This window comes from Paenibacillus sp. AD87 (assembly GCF_001659845.1).
In the GTDB taxonomy this organism is placed as follows: Bacteria; Bacillota; Bacilli; order Paenibacillales; family Paenibacillaceae; genus Paenibacillus; species Paenibacillus marchantiae.
This window is the reverse complement of record NZ_LXQN01000019.1, coordinates 878,719-904,819: the sequence shown is the minus strand read 5'-3', so window position 1 is coordinate 904,819 and position 26,101 is coordinate 878,719. Positions and strand designations below refer to the sequence as shown.

17 protein-coding genes are annotated in these 26,101 nt (G+C 42.9%); 1 reads left to right on the top strand and 16 read right to left on the bottom strand.

Translation table 11 applies throughout. The features are described 5' to 3' along the window. Window positions 1–77: 77 nt before the first annotated feature. The 4 genes from gpAD87_RS27540 to argC all read right to left on the bottom strand — a co-directional run bounded on the left by gpAD87_RS27540 (window position 78) and on the right by argC (window position 5,269). Window positions 78–1,334, bottom strand: coding sequence for an acetylornithine transaminase (locus gpAD87_RS27540; RefSeq protein ID WP_064641945.1), 1,257 nt, complete (start codon window positions 1,332–1,334; stop codon window positions 78–80). Window positions 1,335–1,699: 365 nt separating this feature from the next. Beyond that, window positions 1,700–2,539 carry an acetylglutamate kinase gene (gene argB / locus gpAD87_RS27535; RefSeq protein WP_064641944.1) on the bottom strand — a complete coding sequence of 280 codons (840 nt, stop codon included), beginning with the start codon at window positions 2,537–2,539 and terminating at the stop codon, window positions 1,700–1,702. Window positions 2,540–2,864: 325 nt separating this feature from the next. Then, complete coding sequence (gene argJ / locus gpAD87_RS27530) at window positions 2,865–4,103, bottom strand: bifunctional glutamate N-acetyltransferase/amino-acid acetyltransferase ArgJ (protein ID WP_064641943.1); 1,239 nt, start codon at window positions 4,101–4,103, stop codon at window positions 2,865–2,867. A gap of 116 nt (window positions 4,104–4,219) precedes the next feature. After that, the gene (gene argC, locus gpAD87_RS27525; RefSeq protein WP_064641942.1) at window positions 4,220–5,269 is read right to left on the bottom strand and encodes an N-acetyl-gamma-glutamyl-phosphate reductase; all 1,050 of its coding nucleotides are present in this window, start codon (window positions 5,267–5,269) and stop codon (window positions 4,220–4,222) included. A 330-nt stretch (window positions 5,270–5,599) separates the two neighbouring features. On the opposite strand from argC, the gene cls reads away from it, so the two are divergent. Beyond that, on the top strand, window positions 5,600–7,048 hold the full coding sequence (cls, locus tag gpAD87_RS27520; protein ID WP_064641941.1) for a cardiolipin synthase: 1,449 nt from the start codon (window positions 5,600–5,602) through the stop codon (window positions 7,046–7,048). A 223-nt stretch (window positions 7,049–7,271) separates the two neighbouring features. Here cls and gpAD87_RS27515 read toward each other — a convergent pair whose 3' ends face one another. The 12 genes from gpAD87_RS27515 to rfbH all read right to left on the bottom strand — a co-directional run bounded on the left by gpAD87_RS27515 (window position 7,272) and on the right by rfbH (window position 25,544). Continuing rightward, the gene (locus gpAD87_RS27515) at window positions 7,272–8,177 is read right to left on the bottom strand and encodes a YitT family protein (RefSeq protein ID WP_064641940.1); all 906 of its coding nucleotides are present in this window, start codon (window positions 8,175–8,177) and stop codon (window positions 7,272–7,274) included. A gap of 99 nt (window positions 8,178–8,276) precedes the next feature. Then, window positions 8,277–9,390, bottom strand: a protein-coding gene (gene prfB / locus gpAD87_RS27510) for a peptide chain release factor 2 (protein WP_157258584.1) whose coding sequence is annotated in 2 segments (ribosomal slippage) — window positions 8,277–9,317 and window positions 9,319–9,390 — 1,113 coding nt in all. Because the reading frame shifts where the segments join, the coding sequence is not laid out codon by codon here. 465 nt (window positions 9,391–9,855) lie between these two features. Then, window positions 9,856–12,360, bottom strand: coding sequence for a preprotein translocase subunit SecA (gene secA / locus gpAD87_RS27505; protein WP_063567525.1), 2,505 nt, complete (start codon window positions 12,358–12,360; stop codon window positions 9,856–9,858). Window positions 12,361–13,177: 817 nt separating this feature from the next. Beyond that, entirely contained in the window at window positions 13,178–13,741 is a 564-nt protein-coding gene (gene hpf / locus gpAD87_RS27500; RefSeq protein WP_053779540.1) for a ribosome hibernation-promoting factor, HPF/YfiA family, read from the bottom strand. A 378-nt stretch (window positions 13,742–14,119) separates the two neighbouring features. Further along, on the bottom strand, window positions 14,120–16,150 hold the full coding sequence (locus tag gpAD87_RS27495) for an S-layer homology domain-containing protein (protein WP_064641938.1): 2,031 nt from the start codon (window positions 16,148–16,150) through the stop codon (window positions 14,120–14,122). Between the two features lie 1,021 nt (window positions 16,151–17,171). Continuing rightward, entirely contained in the window at window positions 17,172–17,369 is a 198-nt protein-coding gene (locus tag gpAD87_RS27490; protein WP_024631599.1) for a cold shock domain-containing protein, read from the bottom strand. A gap of 146 nt (window positions 17,370–17,515) precedes the next feature. Further along, a complete protein-coding gene (locus tag gpAD87_RS27485) occupies window positions 17,516–19,342 on the bottom strand; it encodes a glycosyltransferase (protein WP_064641937.1) in 1,827 nt (608 codons plus the stop codon). A gap of 15 nt (window positions 19,343–19,357) precedes the next feature. Continuing rightward, window positions 19,358–20,272: an NAD-dependent epimerase/dehydratase family protein gene (locus gpAD87_RS27480; RefSeq protein WP_064641936.1), complete on the bottom strand. Its 915-nt coding sequence runs from the start codon at window positions 20,270–20,272 to the stop codon at window positions 19,358–19,360. A 43-nt stretch (window positions 20,273–20,315) separates the two neighbouring features. Next, complete coding sequence (locus gpAD87_RS27475; protein WP_064641935.1) at window positions 20,316–22,091, bottom strand: thiamine pyrophosphate-binding protein; 1,776 nt, start codon at window positions 22,089–22,091, stop codon at window positions 20,316–20,318. A 15-nt stretch (window positions 22,092–22,106) separates the two neighbouring features. Then, the gene (gene rfbG / locus gpAD87_RS27470) at window positions 22,107–23,174 is read right to left on the bottom strand and encodes a CDP-glucose 4,6-dehydratase (RefSeq protein ID WP_064641934.1); all 1,068 of its coding nucleotides are present in this window, start codon (window positions 23,172–23,174) and stop codon (window positions 22,107–22,109) included. Next, a complete protein-coding gene (gene rfbF / locus gpAD87_RS27465) occupies window positions 23,168–23,962 on the bottom strand; it encodes a glucose-1-phosphate cytidylyltransferase (RefSeq protein ID WP_064641933.1) in 795 nt (264 codons plus the stop codon). Before rfbF ends, rfbG begins: the two co-directional genes overlap by 7 nt. Before the next feature lie 16 nt (window positions 23,963–23,978). Continuing rightward, complete coding sequence (rfbH, locus tag gpAD87_RS27460; protein WP_064641932.1) at window positions 23,979–25,544, bottom strand: lipopolysaccharide biosynthesis protein RfbH; 1,566 nt, start codon at window positions 25,542–25,544, stop codon at window positions 23,979–23,981. Window positions 25,545–26,101 lie beyond the last annotated feature (557 nt).

The window sequence follows — 26,101 nt, the reverse complement described above, 5'->3', positions numbered from 1 at the left end:
GGGATTCATGATTCATCATTTTGGTTCCGCTTCGAGGCCCGCGAAGGCCCCGAGTCAGAAGGTTGTATACAGTCTTTTTAGACGTTCTTCGCAGCTACATGCTCTTCAATCAACGAAGCAACCAAGGATACCGCCTCATCGATCTCTTCCTTGCTCACATACAAGTTTGGAAGCAGACGAATGACATTCGGCCCTGCGGATACAAAGAGAATGCCTCTCTTCTGACCAGCAAGCACGATGTCGCCTACTGCTTCAGCACATTCGATTCCAACAAGCAGCCCCATACCCCGAACTTCTTTTACAAACGAATTACCAGCTAAACGCTCCCGCAGAGAGTTCATCAGGTATTCGCCCATTTCAGCTGCACGCTCAGGCAGGTGATCTTCGAGCATGGTTTCAATCGTTGCAATGACAACGGAAGAAGCAAGTGGTGTTCCGCCAAACGTTGTTGCATGACTGCCTGCAGTAAACGCATCCTTCAGATAACCTTTACCCAGCATCGCACCTACAGGGAATCCACTACCAATTCCTTTAGCTACCGTGAAAATGTCCGGCTCAATGCCATAATGCTCATGCGCGAACAGTTTACCTGTACGTCCCATTCCCGTCTGTACTTCGTCTACAATCAACAGCAGTCCGTGCTCTTCACACAGTTCCCGAACGTGGTGAACAAAATCTGGTTTGACCGGATGCACGCCACCCTCGGCTTGCACCATCTCCAGCATAATCGCTGCTGTATTGGGTCCGATCGCAGCTTCGAGAGCCGCTGTGTCATGCAATGGTACAGTTACGAATCCGGCTGGCAATGGCAAAAATCCTTCTTTCACCTTATCCTGCCCAGTTGCTGTCAAGGTTGCGAGTGTCCGTCCGTGGAAGGATTGGGCAAATGTAATGACTTCGTACCGACCTGTGCCTTTTACCTTCTGGTGATAGCGACGCGCCAGTTTGATTGCCGCTTCATTCGCTTCTGCACCACTGTTACAAAAGAATACAGCGTCTGCGCACGTATTTGCAGTCAACAAAGCCGCTGCTTTTTCCTGACCGGGAATCTGGAACAGGTTAGATACATGCCACAGCTCATCAATCTGAGCTTTCAGCTTGGCTCCGACTTTCTCCGGTGCATGGCCCAGACTCGTTACAGCCAACCCGCACATGAAATCAAGATAACGATTGCCCTGATCATCCCACAGCCAGCTACCTTTACCTTTGACCAAACTGATTGGATAACGCGCATACGTTTGGAAAAGAGAGCTTTCCGTCTGTGCCGCTGCACCTGTCGTTGCTACGCCCGCTACTGCTGTGCCAGAACCTGGCTGTTCATTGCCTTTTGCCATCACCTATCACTCCTTATTTGTTGGTATGAGTACACTAGGCAAACCATATAAGCTAAACCTACTTTCCACAAGGCCACTCCGATTGCAGTCCACCTTCCGAACATATGCATACTCCCACTTCGATGACAGAACAACCTTCCGATCGCTGTTATCCCCAGATTTCTTTGATTAATTGTTTAAAGGTGGAAATCCAGTGATAAAGGCGCACGCTCCGCTTCTTCAGGTTATTTCTGTCCTCTCCGTTCTCGCGTTTTTGTTTCTTCAGATTGGTACTGCACTCTCCGTTCTCGTGTCATGTCCAGTTCACCTTATATAAAAAATGCCGTGTACATAATGTTGATTCCTCTGGTTATCACAACTTCACCTTACTGCATACGGATAATGCGGGTTCCGATCGTTTCTCCGCCAAGCACACGGCTCAGGATCTGTGGTTCGCTGCCATCTACGATGATGACCTCACGCACTTTTCCGTGAATACAAGCGATGGCTGCACGTACCTTTGGAATCATGCCGCCATAGATTTCTCCGGTTTGGATCATATCCTCGATCTCTTGTACAGAGACAGATGGCAGTACTTTTTTCTCGCCACCTACATTCTTCATAATGCCAGGGACATCAGTCACTACGATCATCCGGCTCACTCCGAGATGGGAAGCTACCGCACCTGCGGCTGTATCCGCGTTGATGTTATAGCGCTGCCCGGTTGCATCCACACCAACTGGCGCAATAACTGGCATATAGCCCATTCCCACAATACCTTGAATAATCTCCGCGTTAACGCCCGTTACGTCACCTACCCAACCGATCTCTGCATGGTTGCTAACCGGTTTCGCTTGGATCAAACCACCGTCCACACCCGACAATCCCAGTGCACGTCCACCAACACGTTGGATTAGACGTACAATCTGTTTGTTAATACTCCCCGCAAGAACCATCTCCACGACGTCCAGCACGGGTTCCGTTGTTTTGCGCAATCCGTTCACAAACTCGGTCTCAATGCCCAGCTTAGCCAAGTTATCCGAGATCGCAGGACCGCCGCCATGTACGATGACAGGCTGAGTTCCCTGGGACTGCAAGTCACGCAGATCTGCAAAAAAGGATTCAGGCAACGCCGCCAGCGTACTGCCTCCGCATTTCATTACAAACGTCTGCTTCTCAGCACCAGCCTCTGTTCCGATACTCTCATTTTGCAATGTTGAATTCATGAGGGCACTCCTTTCAATTCAAATGTTTTAACGAGATTAACACTTCATTGATGCAATATTCTTCGGCTGACGTTCCGAATCCGGATCGTTCTTTCGATCGCTGTTGTCTCCAGGTTTTTTTAAATCCCCTCTTTTGAGGGGAAAACCCGGAGACAAAGGCGAACGCTTCGCTTCTACAGAATCGATTCCGCCTTCTCCACTAACTTCGCAGTTATAAACCACCAAAGAAAGTTCAATCCTTATACATTTTCAACATATTTTACGAAGCAGCTACTCATAGGAAAGCAGCATTCTCCGTTAACGTGTAAATATAAATAGTTGCTTATTACGTGCGGTATGCCGCGTTAATTCGTACATAGTCGTACGTCAGGTCACAGCCCCATGCAATGGCTGTACCCTCGCCGTGGTGCAGATCGACTACAATACGTACGGTATCGGTCTGCAAGTAGGCCAGCGCCGCTTCTTCGTCGAATACGACTGGACGGGATTGAGCGAGAACAGAGATGTCTCCCAGACGGATATCCACCATCTCCGGGTTCACCGGCTGTCCCGCGCGCCCTACGGCTGCAATAATCCGTCCCCAGTTGGCATCAGCGCCAAACATGGCGGATTTCACCAGGCTGGACCCAATGACAGTCTTTGCAATAGCTTGCGCGGATTCATCACTTACGGCACCCGTTACCTGTACTTCTACCAGCTTGGTTGCTCCTTCGCCATCGCGCGCAATGGCTTTGGCAAGCACTTCGCACACATAAGTGAATCCGGCAGCAAAAGCATCCCAATCCGGATGTTCCACGGTCAGTTCTTCGTTCCCTGCCAGACCGCTGGACATGGCTACAAGCATATCGTTCGTGCTCGTATCTCCATCAACTGTAATCATGTTAAATGTATGATTGGTCGCCTGACGCAGCAGGCGCTGCAACGCTTCTGCACTAATGACCGCATCAGAAGTCATAAAAGCCAGCATGGTCGCCATATTCGGATGAATCATCCCTGATCCCTTGGCAGCACCCGCAATCGTAATCGTTTTGCCGTTCACCTCAACGGAGACGCAGGCTTCTTTTTTCACCAAATCGGTTGTCAGAATAGCTTGGGAAAAATGCTCCGCCTCTTCTGCTTCCTTGCCCAAATGTGCCGGAAGTCCGCTAATCCCCGAGTGTACAGCGTCCATCTTCAGCAATTCACCAATGACACCTGTAGAAGCTACAGCAACATCCTCTTCTGCTACACCCAACTCACGTGCGGCCGCCGTACGCATGGCGTAGGCATCCTCTTCACCTTGTTGTCCAGTACATGCATTGGCATTCCCGCTGTTCACGATGACTGCCTGAAGGCGTCCATTGCTCAAGCTCTCACGTGTGACTTTCAGAGGTGCGGCTTGGAATACGTTCGTTGTATACACCGCAGCTGCAGTTGCCGGCACGTCACAGCGAATCGCTCCGATGTCGTTACGAGACGTTTTTTTCAATCCGCAGTGCAGTCCACCAGCAGTGAACCCGAGCGGGGTTACAATCGTTCCGTTCTCAACTATAGTAAAAGCCTTTTGCTCCACATTCGTTCCCATATGTTATCCCCCGTTATGCGTTCGGCTGCATGCCGATTGTCCGCTTGCTTTGCCTGATCCGTTTTCCCCACATTGTATCGGAATTGCGTCTAGACGCTCTCCCAATGATTCAACCCTTATGGATATACTGGAGTCATGTTCAGCCCGAGGTTCTCCTCCCATCCCATCATCAGGTTCATATTTTGAATGGCTTGCCCGGATGCACCTTTTACCAGGTTGTCGATGACCGAAATAATCGTCAAACGACCTGTACGAGGATCAGCTGCAAATCCGATATCACAATAGTTCGATCCGTACACTTCCTTCGTTGAAGGCCAGATCCCCGGCTCACGTACACGCACGAACGGACGATTTTCATAATATTTACGGTACAGATCAACGATTTCACGGTCACTATATTCACCAGTTAAATTAGCATACATCGTACTCATGATTCCGCGAGTCATTGGCACCAGTTGAGTTGTGAACGTTACTGTGACAGGAGATCCAGTGATATTTCCCAGCTCTTGCTCAATTTCGGGAATATGCTGATGTTTGTTCAGTTTATATGCTTTAAAATTCTCATTCATCTCTGCATAATGATTCGTCAGACTTGTTCCCCGTCCCGCACCCGATACGCCGGATTTGGCATCAATGATGATACTGGAAGGGTCAATCCATCCTGCCTCAACAGCTGGAATCAATCCGAGTAACGTAGCCGTTGGGTAGCAGCCTGGGTTGGAAATAAAGTTCTTGCCCTTCACTTTGTCGCCATACACCTCTGCCATGCCGTATACCGCCTGTTCCAGCAATGATTCAGATGGTGCCGGATGTTTATACCACTCTTCATACACCGTTCCATCCTTGAGTCTGAAATCTCCAGACAGATCAATGACCTTAAGACCTGCTTCAAGCAGGCTTGGAACGAGCTTTGCGCTTACACCAGACGGGGTCGCTGTGAACACCAGATCTGCACGACTTGCGATCTCAGCCGGGTCTACGCCGTCGAGTGGCCTCTGAATCACGTCCGTCAAATGCGGGAATCCATCTGCGATGGACTCACCACTGCTGGATGAAGAGATTACCGAAGTAATTTCAACCTGCGGATGGTTCTGGAAAAAACGAATCAGCTCCACCCCGCCGTAGCCGGTGGAACCGACGATTGCCACTTTTAATTTGTTATTCACTCTCGCTCCCCCAATCTTGTCGTATGCGCTACTTATACTGTTCTCCTGCTCCCAATGAGCTTTCATACAGCAATTCCGTCGCTTCTATGCATATTTGTGTATTATTATACGACTCTAGTTATATAAATACAACACTCTATCATCAATTTTACATGGATTCTCATCGCTTCCGAACATATCTTTCCAACATCTGCGGACGAACCCGTATACTTCTGCTAAAATACGTATTATAGGAAACATTACAACCAGGGTCTAATTCATAATCAATCTACACGAAGAAGGGTTTATGAATGGATTCATGATGGTCATTATGAGACATGGGGGACTACAGTGCATATCGAATCCATTTTACTTGTTGTACTCCTGGGCCTGAATATTATTTTCGCTGCAGCGGTCGTTTTCTTCGAACGAAAGGATGCCAGTGCATCCTGGGCTTGGCTGCTCGTCTTGAACTTTATTCCGGTGTTCGGGTTTGTACTCTACTTATTAACAGGGCAAAACCTGACGCGCTACCGACTTTTCCAGTGGAAAGAGCGCAAGAAGCTTGGGCTTGAAGAACGTATTGCTTCCCAGCTTGCACAGCTGCAAGACAATAGAACACCTTTCCGTAATCAAGCGACAGAGAGTAGTCAGGACATGATTTATATGAATCTGAAGCAAAACGATGCTCTGTTGACGGAAGACAATGCAGTCGAGATTATTACCGACGGTACAGACAAATTTCAGCGGTTGCTCGATGATATCGAAGCAGCACAGGATCATGTTCATGTGCAATACTACATTTATAGAGGTGACCGACTCGGCAAAAGAATCCGGGATGCACTTATTCGTAAAGCACGCGAAGGTGTCAAAGTTCGTCTGCTGTATGACGCGCTGGGATCACGGCGGGTATCCAAACGCTTTTTCAAAGAATTGCGCGAAGCAGGCGGTTTGGTTGAGGTCTTTTTCCCCTCCAAATTCAGTCTGATTAACCTGCGTATGAACTACCGAAATCACCGTAAAATCGTCATCATTGATGGCAACCTTGGATATACAGGCGGGTTTAATGTAGGGGATGAATATCTCGGCTTGAATTCCAAGTTCGGTTACTGGCGCGATACTCATTTACGTATTCAGGGTAATGCTGTTCATGCTCTTCAGACTCGTTTTCTTCTCGATTGGAATGAAGCGTCCAAGCAGCACGATACCCCGTATGTTCCGGCGCATTTCCCTCATATAGAGGGCACAGGAACAACCGCCATGCAGATTGTATCTAGCGGACCGGATGCAGAGACAGAGCATATTAAGAACAGTTATCTGAAAATGATTAATGGAGCTAAACATTCCATTCTGATTCAGACGCCTTATTTTATCCCAGATGCCAGTGTATTCGAAGCCATTCGTCTTGCGTGCCTGTCAGGAATCGATGTTCGAATTATGATTCCAAATAAACCGGATCACGCCTTCGTATATTGGGCTACACTATCTTATATCGGTGAGTTGTTAAAAGTAGGGGCAACCGTATTTATATACGATAACGGCTTTATTCATGCCAAAACGCTCATTATCGACAGTATGGTTGCATCCGTGGGAACCGCTAATATTGATTACCGCAGCTTCCGTCTGAACTTTGAGGTTAATGCCTTTATGTATGATGAAGCGATTGCGACTACTCTTGTGCAGACATTTGAGCATGATCTTCTTGTATCCCGTGAGATGACGCTTGATGAATACAATAATCGCAGTGTGAAGATCAAAATTAAAGAAGCGATTTCTCGTCTGCTGTCTCCGATTCTGTAAATACAGTAGTTATAGCAGATAGTAAGTAGTACAGTGATTTTCGTTCCAAAAGACAAAACAAAAAGCAGGTTCTTCCTTTCCAGCTATGTCTGGTGGAGGAGTACCTGCTTTTTTTAGATTATATGTTTACTTTCTTCTTATAAGTTAAACGAATGACCTCTACATTGCTCTCTGTTATTATGTGAATGTTAAGTTCAATGCTAGAGTGCCTACTCGCTGTGCCTTACAATTCCCCACGCTTAAAGCCTTCACCCAGTACTTCATGCGCATTGCTAATAATGACAAAAGCCCCAGGGTCCACGGACCGAATTAAAGCTTTTAGTCTCGGCACCTCATTCTGTCCAACGACCACCATCAGGACGGTTCGCTGATCGTCGGTGTAGCCACCTTTTGCCTCCAGCTTCGTCAGCCCACGATCCAGATCATCCAGAATCACCTTCGTAATCGGTTCGGTCTGGTTGGAAATAATGTAAGCTACCTTGGAATAACCAAGTCCCATTTCGATGGAATCAATTACTTTTCCTGTAACGTATAACCCGATTAGGGCAAAGAGTGACTGTTCCAATGACAATACAAAGGCAGCCATAATAATAACTGTAGCATCCATTATCACTACGCAAATAGAGTAACTCAGTCCGCTGTATTTCTGAACGATTCTGGCAAGAATACTCATGCCTCCTGTTGAACCTCTCCCCCGATAGACGATCCCAATCCCGAGACCAACCCCAATTCCTCCATAGAGTGAACCGAGCAGCGGATTCGTTGTTGGAATAGCCCAGTCTTTTGTGAGAAATACAAACAGTGGCAGTACAACGCTGCCGAGTACAGAACGTATACCATACTGCTTGCCAATCAAGAGAAAACCCGCGATTAGAAGCGGAATATTAATGGCCCACTGGGTGTATGCCGGTTCAAGCCCCAGCCATTGTTTGCCCAATATTGATAACCCGGATACCCCACCTGAAGCAATCTGGTTCGGTAGTAAAAATAAATTAAAGGCCACGGCAATCAAAAACGAACCTAAAATGATGGATACGGTATCCACAACGTTTCTCCAAGGGCCGTTCAGGGGAATGAGAGTGGTTAACCTCTTCTTGCGGTTATTTTGTAACTGCTGTTGCTGCTGCATGTCATCGTGCTCTCCTTTTTTTGTATATATGTTCAAAAAAAAGCCCCTATATACACCAGCATACGTCTACACGTATCAGGTCTATACAGGAACTTTTGATTAATCAGTTTCTACTTTAATCTGGCTGCGCAAATAACCATCGATGAATCCATCGAGGTCGCCATCCATTACTGCACCAGTGTTTCCCGTCTCTACGCTCGTACGGTGATCCTTTACCATACTATAGGGATGGAACACATAGGAGCGAATCTGGCTACCCCACGCAATTTCCGACTGTTCTCCTCGGATTTCGTCCAGATGCTGTTTTTGTTCTTCAATTTTACGCTCATACAATTTCGAACGGAGCATCGTCATCGCCCGCTCACGGTTCTTGATCTGTGAACGTTCATTCTGACACGTTACCACCACACCTGTTGGAAGGTGAGTAATCCGTACGGCTGAGTCGGTGGTGTTGATATGCTGCCCACCCGCGCCGCTCGCGCGGTACGTATCGATCTTGAGATCTTCTGTTCGAATATCCAATTCAATCGTGTCATCAATCTCAGGAACCACATCACAGGATACGAAGGAAGTGTGCCTGCGTCCCGAGGAGTCAAAAGGTGATATCCGCACCAATCGGTGGACACCCTTTTCGGCTTTCAGATACCCATAAGCATTATGCCCCTTGATGGATAGCGTGACACTCTTGATGCCTGCTTCATCTCCTGCCAGATAATCCAGCACCTCAACCTTGAAGCCACGTTTCTCGGCCCAGCGTGTATACATCCGCATCAGCATCTGTCCCCAGTCTTGTGACTCGGTACCACCAGCACCTGGGTGAAGCTCGAGAATCGCATTCATCTTGTCATACGGCTGATTCAGGAGAAGCTGTAGCTCGAACTCTTCTACCTTTCTCACGATGGCTGTCACGCTGTTGCCGATCTCCACAGCCAGATCATCATCGCCTTCTTCGTCAGCCAGTTCTGCCATCATGACCGCATCATCATAATCTTGCTGCAGCTTGGTGTATTGATCCACAGATCCCTTTACCCCGTTCAGCTCAGCGATTAAAGATTGTGCCTTATCATTATCATCCCAGAAATCCGGGGCGGACATCTTCACTTCGAAATTCTCAATCATCTCTTGCTTAAGATCTAAGTCAAAGAGACCCCCTAAGATTTGTTAGTTTCTTGCCAATTTCACGCAGGTCCTGCTTCACGCTTGGATCGATCATGTGCAATTCCTCTTTTCATTAAGATAAGCTCCCCGCATCCAGGGCATTCCTCTAGATCAAGTTTCCGATGTTTCACCTTGGAGTCTGGGTTACCTTTATGTCGGCAATCCTCTTCTCCATGTTCATGGTCACATAGTTATAACTATGCACCAATTACAGGTTATGCATCCTTCACTTGATCATTTGGAATACCCGGCTGCAAGGAGCCGTTCATGTCATTCTATTTAAGTTGAGCCAGCATTCGTTATACCTTACCACTCCGATTGCAGTAGCATCTTCCAATCGCTCTTATCCCCAGATTTTTTTGATTCCCTCTCACAAGGGAAAAAACCTGTGATAAAGGCGCAGCGTATGCTTCCGATGTAGCTTTCTTTCAGAAAGCTTTTAGCTCCGCTTCTTCAGATTCCTTCTGCACTCTCCATTCAGTTCCAACTTATACACAGGGTATATAAGAGAGTCGTTTAACTACTCTTGACCGTGGCAGTGTTTGAACTTTTTGCCGCTGCCACATGGACAAGCATCGTTACGTCCGATTTGGTCAGACACTTTTACCGGACGTTTCTCAGTAGGTTCTCCGCTTGTCGAGATCTGACTTTCGTCCACAACCGCTTGACGCTCCTGATTGCTCTCGATTTGTGCTCTCATCACATAGGTTGCCACTTCTTCCTGAATCGAAGCAATCATCTGATGGAACATCTCGAAGCCTTCGAACTGGTACTCACGCAGTGGATCTGTACCGCCGTAGGCACGAAGGTGGATACCTTGACGCAATTGATCCATCGCATCAATATGATCCATCCATTTGCTATCTACTGCACGGAGCACAACCACTTTCTCGAATTCACGAACCATCTCTTCACCGATTCGCTCTTCACGTGCATTGTACTTGTTCTGAACTTTCTCAAACAGGTAGTCAATAATCTCTTCTGCTTCTTTGCCCCACAGATCATCTTTCGTTACTGAACCTTCATCCAGCAGTTTGCTGTTCATGTAGTCAGCAACTTCCTGCAGTTCCCAGTTTTCCGGAATATCATCACTGCAATGAGCTTCCACAATACGTTCAATGGAAGGCTTGATCATATCCATAACGATCTGTTTGATATTCTCGGACTCAAGCACCTCACGGCGTTGTTTATATATAATTTCACGTTGTTGGTTCATGACATCATCATATTGGAGAACGACTTTACGTACGTCAAAGTTATTACCTTCAACGCGTTTTTGTGCCGACTCTACCGCACGGGTAATCATCCGGCTCTCAATCGGTTGGTCTTCTTCAAAACCAAGACGCTCCATCATGTTCAGTACATTGTCTGCACCGAAACGTCTCATCAGCTCATCACCCAGTGACAGGTAGAACTGTGTAGAACCCGGGTCACCCTGACGTCCTGCACGTCCACGCAGCTGGTTATCAATCCGGCGAGATTCGTGACGCTCTGTACCGATGATATGAAGGCCGCCCACTTCAGCTACACCTTCGCCCAGGATAATATCTGTACCCCGTCCAGCCATGTTGGTTGCAATCGTTACTGCACCGGCTTGTCCAGCTCCTGTGATGATCTCCGCTTCTTCCGCGTGATATTTGGCGTTCAATACCTGGTGACGGACACCACGGCGTTTCAGCATATCAGAAATACGCTCGGAGTTTTCGATGGAGACCGTACCAACCAGAACCGGTTGGTTCTTGCTGTGACGTGCCACGATTTCTTCCACAACCGCGTTGAACTTGCCATCGATGCTCTTGTACACCACATCAGCCATATCATCCCGTTTGTTTGGACGGTTGGTTGGAATCTGCAATACTTCGAGACCGTAGATTTTTTTAAACTCTTCTTCCTCGGTCTTCGCTGTACCCGTCATTCCGGCGAGCTTGCGGTACATCCGGAAATAGTTCTGGAATGTAATTGTAGCAAGAGTCATGCTCTCGTTCTGTACTTCAATGCCTTCTTTGGCTTCGATCGCTTGGTGCAATCCATCGCTATAACGACGTCCTGCCATCAGACGGCCTGTGAACTCATCGACGATCAGTACTTCTTCATCACTCACCACATAGTCAACGTCACGACGCATGATTACGTTAGCTTTCAATCCCTGTACGATGTGATGGTTGAGCGTAACATTGGCATGATCATACAAGTTTTCGATACCAAATGCTTTCTCCGCCTTCGCCACACCAGCTTCAGTCAAAGCTACGGATTTCACCTTGATGTCCACCGTAAAGTCTTCTTCTGGAACCAGACGTTTCACGAAACGGTCAGCTGCATAGTACAGATCTGTCGATTTCTGAGCTTGTCCGGAAATGATCAGAGGTGTACGTGCCTCATCGACCAGAATGGAGTCCACTTCATCAATGATACAGAAGAACAAAGGACGTTGTACCATCTGCTCTTTGTACAACACCATGTTGTCACGCAGATAGTCAAAGCCAAATTCATTATTCGTTCCGTACGTAATATCACATGCATAAGCATGTTGTTTCAAAGCATGGTCCATACCGCTCAGGTTAACCCCTACCGTCATGCCCATGAATTCATAAATTTGTCCCATTTCCTGGCTATCCCGTTGAGCCAAATAATCATTGACCGTTACCACGTGTACACCTTTGGACGTCAATGCATTCAGGTATACCGGGAGTGTTCCTACCAGTGTCTTACCTTCACCCGTCTTCATCTCTGAAATCCGGCCTTCATGCAGGGCAATGCCTCCGAGCATCTGTACGTCATAGTGACGTTTGCCCAGTACACGGCGAGATGCCTCACGTACGGTTGCAAATGCTTCAGGAAGAAGTTCATCTGTTGTTTCTCCCTTTTCAATGCGGGCACGGAATTCATCCGTTTTGGATTTCAGTTGTTCATCAGACAGAGCCTGAAATTGTGGTTCCAGTTTATTGATCACATCGACTGTCTTCATCAGACGTTTAACATCACGTTCGTTCATGTCGCCGAAGATCTTTTTGACAAGTCCTAGCATGGTATACCCCTTTCGTGCAAAACAGAATAGACCCCCTGCTGCCGCCACGCGACACCATCGGATGGATATGTATCCACTTGCCCGGGGGTGACAAACGATATAAAAAATAATATAGATGAATCAACTCCAGGCTTGCCAAGGTTCCCTCATGAAGCTGATTCGGTATTCAACCGGATCCGGTTATTAGAAATAAGCCGAATACCGAGCCTTATGAATCATGTTCATGGTGCTGTGCCTGTCATTGATTATGATTAGCGATCATTCGTTGACAATTCCCCATCAGGACAATGATTCTCTTGCATAAATTGTAACAGTTTGTAAGGGTCGCCGCAACACGCCACGGCACACTTCTTTGAACTTCTGAAGCCTCTCCGATGGAGTTTAAGTGCAAAAAATCATAGTCGTTAGCGGAAGCCCTGGATTCTATCGTTTCATTTTCCAGTAAGATAAGGCAGGTTAACGAATTTTGGTGGTAAATTTGGATGAAAATCTCAATATAGAGAAAAAGAATACATCTTTAACGACTTCTCCGTGAGTACTTATAATTTTGCATTCACTTTGCACAGATTTGTCTATTCCTACTATCTATTAGACGCAGTAGCATGGGAAATAGTTTCACAATCTTGCTTCAGTGACTTTTTTCCAGCGCCAGCACGCACAAAAGAGCCCCATCCCATAAAGGATGGAGGCTCTTGTTAGTTTAATCCATTACAGGAATCCAAAGTATCCCTGTCTTCATTCGTTATTATTAAGGAATCATTTTTCATTTCAGTTCATTGGTTCAGTTACTGAACTAAGTTAGGTTTCACTGAATCCGTTAACCTTGTTCAATCAAACCGTATTTACCATCGTTCCGTTTGTACACAACGCTGACTTCTTCGTTCTCAATGTTGGAGAATACGAAGAAATTGTGGCCAACCATGTTCATTTGGAGGATAGCCTCTTCCACGTCCATCGGTTTCAACATAAACCGTTTCGTCCGTACCACTTCCAGGTCATCATCTTCAGTCTCCGCATCCAGTTCAGCGGTAGCCACTGTACCTGTCGGATCTTCGACGAAGAGCGTTTTCAGGCTGCCTTCCTGGCGGAACTTACGGTTAATTTTCGTTTTGTGTTTACGGATCTGACGTTCCAGCTTGTCCACCACGGAGTCAATGGATGCGTACATATCGTCACTCTCATCCTCGGCGCGGAGCACAATGCCTTTCAAAGGGATCGTCACCTCTACTGTATGCAAGCCTCTCGTCGTGCTCAGGGTAACAGCACCGTCAGAGTTAAGGGGTGCATCGAAATACTTCTCGAGTCTACTCAACTTTTTGTCGACATAATCCTTCAAAGCATCGGTAACCTCGATTTGTTGACCTCGAATACTTAAATTCATAGGGCACTCCTCCTTTTCCTTTGCCACTTCATTATAACACGAATGTAAGCGCCATGTAAAAACTCCTGGTGACCGAATAATGACATCTGTTCAAGCCACATCAGCCAACATAGGCTTGCCGCCATATTTCGCGATATTTCACCATTTTGAGGCATAATCGTTAATTAACATGCATTGTCTTATTAGGCGCTTGATGATGTAATTAACCGTTTCCGAGCTCCTTCAATCTATTAGGGTATACTTCATAGAAAAATAGCCCTATGGAGGTTCTCTCTCTCCATAAGGCTACATAATAATATATTTTCCGAACCATATTAAACACTAAAAATTTCGTTTCTTTAGCTTTTGCCTTCTACTACTGCAGTGCTTATAATTGTCCTACTCTGACTGGAAGGACTCAATCACAGCATTTCCATCCTGATACATCGCAATTTTAGCGGCTTTGACCTTCGTGCCATCCTCCAGCAATGTAATGCGGTACGGAATTGTTTTATTGCCGTTAGCCTTCACTTTGGCCCAATCCGCTGGACTCAACACACTTCCTGTAATGGAGATTTTCCCATCTACAACCGAAATGGCTTCTGCATTGAACGATACTTCATACTTGTTCTCGATATAATCTTTGATTTCTCCCAGGGTGCTTGGCACTTCGGCACCACTCTCATTAACTAAACCTGCTGCTAAGAACTTCGCTCCAGTTGCGGTTACTCTGGCAACGTTAAGCGTTTTTAATCCATTAGCTGGCGCGGCTAAATGCCATTGTGCATATGCCGTAGTGTTCCCGTTGATCACTGTTGTACCGTCCACAGATGTTCCGCTGCCATCAACTCCTGTGTTCCAACCTGCAAAGACATAACCCTCTCTTGTAGGTTCAGCTGGCAAAGTCACTGTTTTACCTGTTTCCACTGTAGCTGCAGTTGGAGCATTGCCATTTCCTCCGTTGAGGTTGAAAGTCACTGTATATGTCACCTTCGTTTGGTCACCGCCTCCACCTGTGGAACCACCCCCAGATCCACCACTAGAAGATCCACCTGAAGAAGAACCGCCACTTGATGATGAAGTTGCAGTAGATGGTGTGTTTACAATAATGCTACCTTTCTGGTCACCCTGGACATTGCTCGGTCTTGCATCAAAAGTAGAATTTTGAGAACCAGAATTAAGTGTTACTGTTGTAATATTGGAAGCACCCAGTAGTTTAGAGATGGCGTTCAATACCAAGTTTACAACTTGCGCACCACTGCTCAGTTGGATTGTATTGTTAGCAGCTGCAGCATCAACTGTTACATCCTGAATCGAACCACTGAGCAATTTCACGGATACGGATGCGCTAAAGATATCAACGTCGTCAAATTTACCGTTCAATTGTACTGTTGCGTTGGCTGGCAGTTCTTTGGCCAGCTCAACATCGGTGAAACCTTCGCCGTTCAGATCGCTCTCTTCCAACTTGGCTGATGATTGAACAATAACCTTCTGGGCTTTAGTGGTACCTTCAGCTACTAGACGAACTGTACCGTCCTTTTTATTAACTAAAATGTTGACCAGCACTGAATCCACGAAATGAATAGAATTTTCACCGCCACCCTCGACGTTAGTGGTGCCGTGAACTTTTACGTTTTTAATTGTTACGTCTCCACTGCCAATACCTGCTGCAAGTAACAGATTACCTTTAATTTCGTAGTTTTCCAGAGTTACACCAGGCACATTAATAATCACATCGCCGTTGACTATCTTTGTCTCTTGCGTATTACCGTAAATTCCAGCCTTATCAATATTTACTGATTCTGCAGCAACTTCCCGGTTACTCATAGCAGATTCAATAAGCACTACCGCTTCTGCACGAGTTAGCTGCTTCTGGGCTTGGAATGTTCCATCTGGATACCCTTTCATGATTCCTTTCTTAATTACTGCCGCAACACTCCCCTGGCTCCACGTAGGAATCTTTCCTGCATCTGTGAATTGTTTGATCTCTTCGGTGTTGCTAGTGTTCAATCCAAGAATATTTGAAATCATTGTTGCAGCTTCCTGACGACTTACGTTGGAACCAGGGTGGAAGGTATTATCCGAGTATCCTTTCACATAACCAGCTTTAAGGGCTTTTGCTACATCATTATATGCCCAGTTAGACGAAGACAAGTCTTTGAAATTCGCTTCGGCTGTGTCTGTGAATCCAAACATGCGATTAACCAAAGTAATGAATTCAGCGCGTGTAATTGAATTATTCGGTTTTACTGAACCATCTTGATAACCTTTCAAACTTCCATTCTCAATCCAGCTTTGAATTTGTTGCTCTGCCCAGTGTCCTTGTACATCATTTACAGATTGTGCAGATACAGCACTAAGCGAAGACAATGCCATACTCAAACTTAGAGCACTAACAACTGCTCCACGTAGTTTCTTCTTTTTACTCATGTTATCCTCCTAAAGTCTTATGTATTATCCATCAAAAATCGTTTTAACAGGTTGTTAGCTGATTAATATAAATCTAACAATCTGTTATATGAGTCTAATTAACTACTAAACTAGATCTATACTACCATATGTTAATAGAATTATTCTACTATATTTTAACTTTTAATAATAGTTCAGGAAGGTAACTAGTATTTTTTCCACAAAACCTCATTATTTACAAGCCTTATCCAGCTACTCAGCGTCAAATTTGCATATTTACCCCGTAGACCTTTCAGTTTTGTGCACTGATAAAAATGATACCAAGTCTGATTCCAGAATAAGGCCATAAAGTACCTCAAGTAGCATGATATAACTATTAAAAACAAGAGGTACTATAAAAATCATGTTGAAATCGTTTTATCCAAATAGTCTTGATGTATCATAAGTTTTTGAGATTTTTGTTATTAGTAGAATAGGAGACTGAAATTTCATTGCATGGATAAGCCCTCTGTTTTTACTTTTCTATTTTTCTAGCTCCCCTTCATAAAACTGCGCATGAGGTTTCAAACTGCTTTATGATGTTCTTCTTCCTGTGTCAATACGGATTCTTTTCATCATTTAGTCATTTTCTAATAGCTTGGCGTTACTCCATAAATGCCAAGACTACCACCACTCGACTTGAAATGTTTCCATACTCCCCAAAGAACATTTACTAGGTAACCCTTGTCGTATAGCGCATGAAACCCACGAAGGGGAGTTCTCTAGTTCCAGACTCAACTTTCTCTTTATCCTCAAAACTTCCAAGGGCTCACACGTTACAAAGCCTTTGCTCATCGTTTCGAGGGGTGGCTCTCTCTTGTCCTAAATAAATGTTTCTTCTTGCACCGTGGCTCTTACCTCGAACGGACTTTCACCCAGCTAATTGAGTCTACCTTAGCTAGCCGCAAACAAAAAAAGACCCCGGAAAAACCGGAGTCTGATGCTAGCGATAATTCAATTGGTAACCATCTAACCATATATGTAGGTCGGATTGTCCGGATGATTATAATTTGATTACGTTAGCTGCTTGCGGTCCACGCGCGCCTTCGACGATGTCGAATTCTACGGATTGACCTTCTTCCAAAGTTTTGAATCCTTCGGATTGAATTGCGGAGAAATGTACGAATACGTCGCCGCCGTCTTCAGTTTCAATGAAACCGTAACCTTTTTCTGCGTTGAACCATTTTACTTTACCTTGCATGCACTAACATTCCCTTCGTCATCAAATGAAGTGAGGTTGTGTCAAAGACCCTTGCCCACAACTCAGATGATATCACCTAATCTTATCCATTGTCAATTGGTAAAGTAAATGTTTTCTTGGTATAAAATACAAAAAAAGAGACATACTCAGTTAAGTTGTAATACATATTTTTTCAGAGTCTCACGCCATACTTCATTACTCCTGTTAACCTCAGTGTAATCTTTAAAATAATTTAAATAATGTAAATCAGAGCAATACAGGTGAACCTCATCAATAATATCCAAAAGTTCTTCTTGCGAAGAGAAATTTTTATAAAAATTCTCCAAAGAAATGTATATCAACCAAAATGTCTTATCACATAGTATTTTATACATTTTTTTTATGATCTCTTCATCCTTAAAAATTTCCATAGATTTCATGACTTCAAAGAAGCCACGATGTTGCTCCAAGCGACTCTCAATAGTTGCATATTGTGACACTTTTCCACGCTTTTTTATTATCTTGATATTCTCTGCTTCCATTTTTTCTGGTGCTCCTTCATTGATCAGTTTCAATGAAGTAGAGTAAACTGCTCCATACTGACACATTAGCAACTCCCAGCACATATGAGGATAATGCAGCGTAGCCTCATTCCCTAATGAATGAATTATTTCAATATTTTCAATTACTTTCTTTTCTACAAGTAAATCTTTATTGAAAATAATACCTGACATATAGTTTGAAGTTAGCATAAATTGATATAATGATTCTGTTCCCGGTGAGGTTATAATTTCTTCAAACGCACTTTGGTTAGTTGTACTTGATTTAACTAAAGCGAGATTAGGCTCCGAGCGCAGAAATGATACCATTTTTTCCAATATATTTAAATCCACCGAATCTTCATCACTTAATAAGAGCATGAACCTTCCCGACGCTTCCTTACATACATTTACCAAATTACCATAAAACCCTTCATTTTTATGAAGTTCAGAATATGTAATTCGGCTATCAGTACAAGCTTCTATTTCTTTGTAGAAACATGCAGTGTCATTTTGAGTTCCGTTATTAGAAACTACTATCTCTAACTCATAGTCATAACTACTACTCAGCAAATGAATTACGTTTTCTAACGCTCTATGACCTCTATTGTATGAAGGTATACAAATACTCAGTAAAACATTCTCACGATTCTTGTTTAGTGACGTTCTCCGGTGATTATGAATATATTGAATATACTCTTGAGATTTTTGTATTTCAGTTGAGAAACTTATTATGTTTCTTGGTATATAGTTCGTATAAAGCTCAAAAAAAGTTTTCATTGTATGATAGGATAGGAACAACGTCAGATGCTTCAACTGTGCATTGCAACCACCTTGGAGAGTTGCGAGGAATTTGTCACCCTCCTCAATTAGAACGAAACATTCACGTTGCTCTTTAGCGATCGAGGACACTGCAGATAACGAATTACCGATCTCAAACTTTTCTACATACAAAAAAGAAGAGAATGAGTCAAATTCATTTTTTTTATAGCATGATGCTTTTGTTTCAAATAAAGTAAAAGTGTCCTTTATTTCTTTTGTCTTTTTGTTGTAAAAATAATACTGGTTTTCCACTTCTGTAGGAATTAAATAGTAGAGCAATTCAGAGAACGGTTTTCCATCAACTGGTAATTTTAATGCCTTTAAGTTCTCAATGTAATTCGTTTCAAATTCAGGAATGTTTGGTTCAATAAAAGCCTGCCGAATAAAACAGTCTATTTCCTCAGAAAATTCCAGTGATTGTGCAATTTTAAACATCGATATAGCCCGATGATATTCTCCTGATTCAAATAAGACCTCTCCAAAAAATTTATAAAAACGATGTTTATTTTCATTGGAATATTGGTCAGGATTGTTTGAAACATCATCATAAATCTCATAGAGTTTAAAAACAGCTTGTTCTTCATCCCCTTCTTGTATCCACTGCAAAAGCTGCTCCCACTCGAAATCATTCATATTGAACCTCGTTTCTCAAATTTCAAATTGATTTCTCACATAATCGACCGTCTCTCGAATCCCATTAGAAAATGTTGTTAGTCCAACCAAACCAATATCTTGTTCCAATTCAGCAAGGTCGGTTGAGAGATGCATCACTTGGTTGGGAGAATAAGGAATTCCACCAAACTTCAGTAGCTGTAAAGGTGAAACCTCATCTCTCATTTGCTCTATGAAACTTTTTAAAGGACGAGTGTCTTTACTACCTATACAATAAACTTTTCCATCCAGTCCCTTTAAGGCTAAGTCATAAAAAATTTTCGCTGCATCTTTGCTGTAAATAAAATTCCATATTTGCTCACCTTTTGTGAAAACTATATTTTCTTTTAACAACATTTTTCTAATAGTGTCAATAATCATTGTTTGGCTATCATCGTAGGGACCATATACACTTAGCACTCGTGTCCAAATATGCTTAACCTCTAACTGTTCACAAAGTATCCTACTTAATTGTCCCGCACTTAGCTTAGCTATACCATAACTATTCTCAGGAAAAGTCGCAGTTTTGGAAGTAAGAGGATAAGATGACCTTCCGTATTCTGCTTGAGACCCAGCGCCAATAAACATCCGGCAACCAAAGTTTTTTGCTAAACGTACCGCGTCTAATGTGAAATTAATATTGCTGTTCTGTGTATCAACGTTATTACGTTCAGGACCAACGCTGTCATTCCACGCAAAATGATAAAAAACATCATAATGTCCCTGAATATTTGCTGTTGCATATTCAGCTAAATTAAGTTCAACTATTTTGATTAAATCACTTTTGGGTAGGTACTTAATGCCTGTAGATTCTTTACGACATATAGCAAGTACTTCCACGTTGTTCTCCAAGAACAGTTGGATTAGGGCCATTCCAATAGAGCCCGTAGGTCCTGTAATTACAACCTTCATAATTAAAAACCCCTATAATGCTGTATTTTGTGATTAAAAGAATTTAACTAGAGAAATCAATTTCATCTACCAAATCGATCAACATAATCTCTTTAAGTACTTGTCGATCTAAATATGGAAACATGTCTTCTAATGGTCTGTTAACTACCAATTTAGGATATACTTCAGAATTGCTTGACAACAAGACCTCCAAAAAAGCTGGCCCAGAGGTATCAAAAAATTCCTTCATTATTTCAATTTCGTCCATTGATGTAATTGAGAAGCTTGGGATATCATACGCTTGGAAGATGCGACCAAAGTCAGGATTCGGATTCACCGTAGACTGTTTCCGGCCATTCATATACAAGTCTTGGAATTGACGAACCATTCCAAGTGATTGATTATTGAATACAACTATTTTTACGGGTAAATCAAGACGCACAATTGTATCTAATTCTTGAATATTCAGTTGAATACCGCCGTCTCCTGCTATGACAAGGACTTCTTTTTGTGAGGATAGGGCAGCTCCGATAGCCGCAGGCAGTGCAAATCCCATGGCTCCCATCCCCCCTGAATTCAACAATCTCTGACCAGAAGAAAGCCTAAATGACTGGGAGGCCCACATTTGGTGTTGTCCAACGTCCAAACAAATTGTATTAATCTGACCTGCCTGTAAAGATAACTTCTCAATAAATTGATTTGGTTCTACCTCAACACCCTCAGAAACAAATGACAATGTAGGATATTTGCTTTTTTTATCATTAATAAAGCTCAGCCAGTAATCGAGAGGTTTTTTTCTGTAATTAGCTAGTTTGATATTCAGCTCGGTTAAAAACACTTTAATCGAAGCCGTAATAGCAATGTCCACATGTACTTTAGCATTTAGCTCACATGCTTCGATATCTACATGTATTTTGGTAGCTGCTCTAGCAAATGTGTCTGGACGAGTTCCGGTTTGTCTACTATCCAATCTCGAACCCAGTATAATTAAAAGATCACAATTGGCCACGGCTAAGTTACTATATCTGTGCCCATAGGAACCAATCAAACCAAAGCTACGATTGTACTCTGTAGAAACAACGTCTAGTCCCATTAGCGAACTAACAATTGGAATTCCTGTGAGACTCAGAAATTTTTCCAACTCTCCTTGAGCACCACCGCTTCGAACCCCTCCACCTGCTAACACGAGTGGTCTTTTTGAGAAACTTATCAAATCAATAATTTCATTGAGTTTTTCTTCTGCAATAGTCTTCGATGCTGTACCTTGCCTAAGAAGTTCATACTCTTCGCTATTAAAAAAACTTGGCAATTCCTCCGGTTCGATATCAGCGCGCTGAAGATTCATTGGGAGATCTATTAAAACAGGTCCTGGACGTCCATTTTGAGCAAAATAGGTGGCTTTTTCAAGCTCATATCTGATCATTTTTGGATCAGTAATTAGCACAGCATATTTAGTGAGGGATTTTACAACACTAACAATATCGGTTTCTTGAAAACCTACCTGCCGAAGCGGTCTATCGAATTTGTATTCATAGGTGTTAACCTGACCAGTGATAAATAAACAAGGAACGGAATCAAAATAGCAGCTACCTATTCCTGTAAGCAAGTTCAACGACCCTGGACCACTGGTTGCCATAGCAACTCCTAATTTGCCATTCACACGTGCGTAAGCTTCGGCGGCAAATGCTGCCCCTTGTTCATGTCTCACTGAAATACATTCAATCTCAGGAGTTTTGGATATTGAATCAAGTAGGTGAACAATTGCCCCTCCAATAAACTCAAAAACATGAGAAACGCCTTGATCTTTGATGAAATGAACTACATAATCAGATAGTTTCAATTCCTTCCCCCCAAACTATGTTACTTGATGCTCTTCAATCTGACTCAAACAAAGATCAAGGAGAGTTTCTTTGTTAGGATCAGCCTTTGAAAAGGAAATAATTTGATCAATCGTCTTTTCCAGACACCATCTAGGCCTCCAACCTAATTCCTTTTTAGATTTAGAACAATCCAGTTTAAGATATGTCGCTTCATGTGGATGGTCACCAACAGAAATCTCGTATCCTTTGTTAGAATCACTCCATTTAGTGCACATCATTTGAACGATACATTCTACTGATTTTGCATCAGATTCATCTGGGCCAAAATTCCACGCTTCTGCATAATCCGATCCTTTTTCAAACAACTTTTCTAATAGCAGAAGGTAGCCACTCAAAGGTTCAAGAACATGCTGCCATGGTCTAATTGAATTCGGATTTCGAATTTGAACACTCTCGTCTGCCGATAAAGAACGAATACAATCAGGCACAAGACGATCCACAGCCCAATCTCCCCCACCTATGACATTACCTGCCCGTGCTGTTGCTACCGCTACCTTTCTACTTTCATTATTAAAAAAAGAATCGCGGTAAGCAGATGTCACCAGCTCTGAACATGCTTTGCTGCTAGAATAAGGATCATATCCACCAAGTGGCTCCGTTTCTCTGTAACCCCATACCCATTCCTTGTTGTCATAACACTTGTCTGTAGTTACATTTAAAACACATTTGACTGATTGACACTGTCTTACAGCTTCAAATACATTGACTGTCCCCATAACATTAGTCATATAGGTTTCAACTGGAGATTTATATGATTCTCTCACTAAAGGTTGGGCCGCCATATGAATAACAATTTCAGGTTGGGAGGTCTGCATAGCTTCACTTAGGGGATGATACTCTCTAATGTCCCCAATAACGCTTTTATAAATTAGATTCTCGACTTGGCAAATCTCAAACAAGCTAGGTTTCGTTACAGCCGATAATGAAAATCCGGTAATTTCTGCTCCCAGTGAGCTTAGCCATATACTTAACCAAGACCCTTTAAACCCTGTATGACCTGTTAAAAAAACTTTTTTCCCTTTCCAAAATTCCTTGTTCACCATTTAAATTCCACCTTCAATTTCCTTTCACTCCAAGGAGCATTCCCTTTCATCCACAACTCTTCCAAGTAGTTCTTGTCTCTCAACGTATCCATAGGCTGCCAAAAACCAGAGTGCTTAAATGCTTGTAACTGATTATTCAAAGCTAAATTCCTTAATGGCTCTTCTTCAAAAATCGTCTGATCATCTTCAATATAATCAATAACTATCGGGTTCAAAATAAAGAACCCGCCATTGATCCATCCATTATCTCCTTTTGGCTTTTCCTTAAAACCAAGCACATTTGAATCCCCATCTAATTCCAACGATCCAAAACGACCATTGGGTTGAACCGTTGTAACTGTGGCTTGTTTCCCATGACTCTGATGAAATTCAACGAGTTCCTTAATATTCACATCAGAAACTCCATCACCATAGGTAAGCATGAAGGGTTCATTATTTAGATATTCTCTTACTCGCTTAAGCCTCCCCCCCGTCATCGTCTCCAAGCCCGTATCAACCAATGTAACCTTCCATGGTTCAGCATGAATATGATGGATAACTTGTTGATTAGTGGTAAAATCAAAGGTGACATCCGACTCATGCAAAAAGTAGTGAGCAAAATACTCTTTAATTACATATCCTTTATAACCTAAACAGATAATAAAATCATTGAACCCATAGTGGGAATATAATTTCATAATGTGCCATAAAATTGGTTTACCCCCGATTTCAACCATAGGTTTAGGTTTGAGATGAGATTCTTCACTAATTCGGGTGCCGTATCCCCCCGCCAAAATGACTACTTTCATACCTGATCCTCCGAATCTATTTTTTCTCAAGCACAAACCTTCGAATGGTCTCTATCATGTAATCTACCTTTTCTACTGTAAGTCCTGGATAGACTCCAACCAGAAATGTATCATGCATGATTTTATCTGTATTCGTTAGACCCCCACTAACTCGATAATTGACATGTTGAAATGCAGGCTGACGAGTTAGATTGCCTGCGAATAGCATACGGGTCTGAATACGATGAGCTTCTAGATAAGCTACAACTTCATTTTTTGTAAACTTCACTCCATCGCGTAACGTTAAGATAAATCCAAACCAACTGGGGTCCGAATCCCTCGTAGCTCTTGGTAGAATAAAAAACTCCTCTAAATCCTTAAGCCCCTCTAAAAGACGACTAAAATTAAGTCTACGGGCTTGAGTAAAACTTGGTACCTTTTTCAACTGCTCTACTCCAATAGCTGCCTGCATCTCAGTTACTCGAAGATTGTAACCGATATGCGAATATGTGTATTTATGATCATATCCAAACGGTAACGAGCCTAGTTCCCAGCCAAAGCGTTTATTGCAGGTATTGTCGCAGCCAGAAGGGCACCAGCAATCTCTTCCCCAATCCCTGAACGACTCAAGAATGGACTTTAAAAGTGCATTGTTTGTATAGACCGCTCCACCTTCTCCCATCGTCATATGATGGGGCGGGTAAAAACTGGATGTGCCAATATGTCCAAAAGTTCCCGTTAATTGACCTTTAAAAGTTGACCCAAGGGCATCACAGTTATCTTCAACAACCCATAAATTATACTTAGAGGCAATTTCTATAACTTGGTCGATCTCGAATGGATTCCCCATCGTATGAGCTATCATAATTGCTTTGGTTTTGGGAGTAATAGCGGCCTCAATCCGGTCAACCAAAATGTTATACGTTCCTAAATCCACATCTATAAATACAGGAATAGCACCATTCTGAACAATAGGTGTTACTGTTGTTGGGAATCCTGCCGCAACTGTAATCACCTCATCTCCAGGCTTAATCTGACGATCTTTCAATTTAGGCGAACTGAGGGCAGAAAAAGCTAAAAGGTTAGCAGAAGAGCCAGAGTTGGTCAAAAGAGCATATCTCACTCCCAGAAAATTAGCATACTCTTGCTCAAACTGCTTATTGTATCGGCCAGCAGTTAACCAAAAGTCCAGTGAAGAGTCAACTAGACTCCTCATTTCTTTTTCATCGTAAACACGTCCGCCATATGAAACTGAGGATACTTTTGGAATGAAATCTCTATCCTTATCTGCATGGAACAAATCGTAATAGTTTTCTACTTTTGAGAGTATTTCTAGTCGGGATATTTTTTCGAGATAGAATTTATCAACTTCACCAATTGTCACAAGATTATCAGGCTCTATTGTGTCTTTATTACAAATATCTAAATATACTGTTTGCTCAAATACTGACAAAGTCATTTCAATACTATACTTTTCGTCATACTTATGTGGGGGATCGAACGCCACTGGATAGATTTCAACTGTATCATCATTGATTTCACAAGCAACCACACCATAACTTTCAGTTTCCTTTATACGAAAAATACTTCCCTGCTTAATCATTTACACACTCCTTATAATCATAGCCCTCTTGCTAAATTTATTTTTAAAGGCTGGAAAAATGTGGTCTATATCAAACGAATACAAATCATAGAAAATGAACTGTGGTTTCAAACCTTTAATTACTTTAACGACAAAATCCATTCAAATAATTAGAGATATTTTGATTGATTGGTCACTTTGTTGAAAAAAAATCGCTTTATGAGCATTTGCGCTTTAAAACGATTCAATTCCTGAGCTTATCAAACAATTAGAGCACAGGAATAATAGCGAAAACTCTACCAATTTTATGGTAGAGTTCCGATTTAAGAAAGGAAAAAATAAGATCTTATAAAAAAGAGTTTGTATTATTACTTACCTTTGCTGCTCGCCTGGAGCGGGCATAAACGGAACTTGGAATCTTAGCGTATATAAAAAAACTGCCTTGGAGTCATATAATTATTACTCTTTCAGAGACGTATCGTTAATAAAAGAAGTTCTAGCATACTTAAGTTGGTGAAAGAGTCTCTGACATCTTCTTAATTGCTTAACTTCCGGTATTATTAATCAGATGGAATATT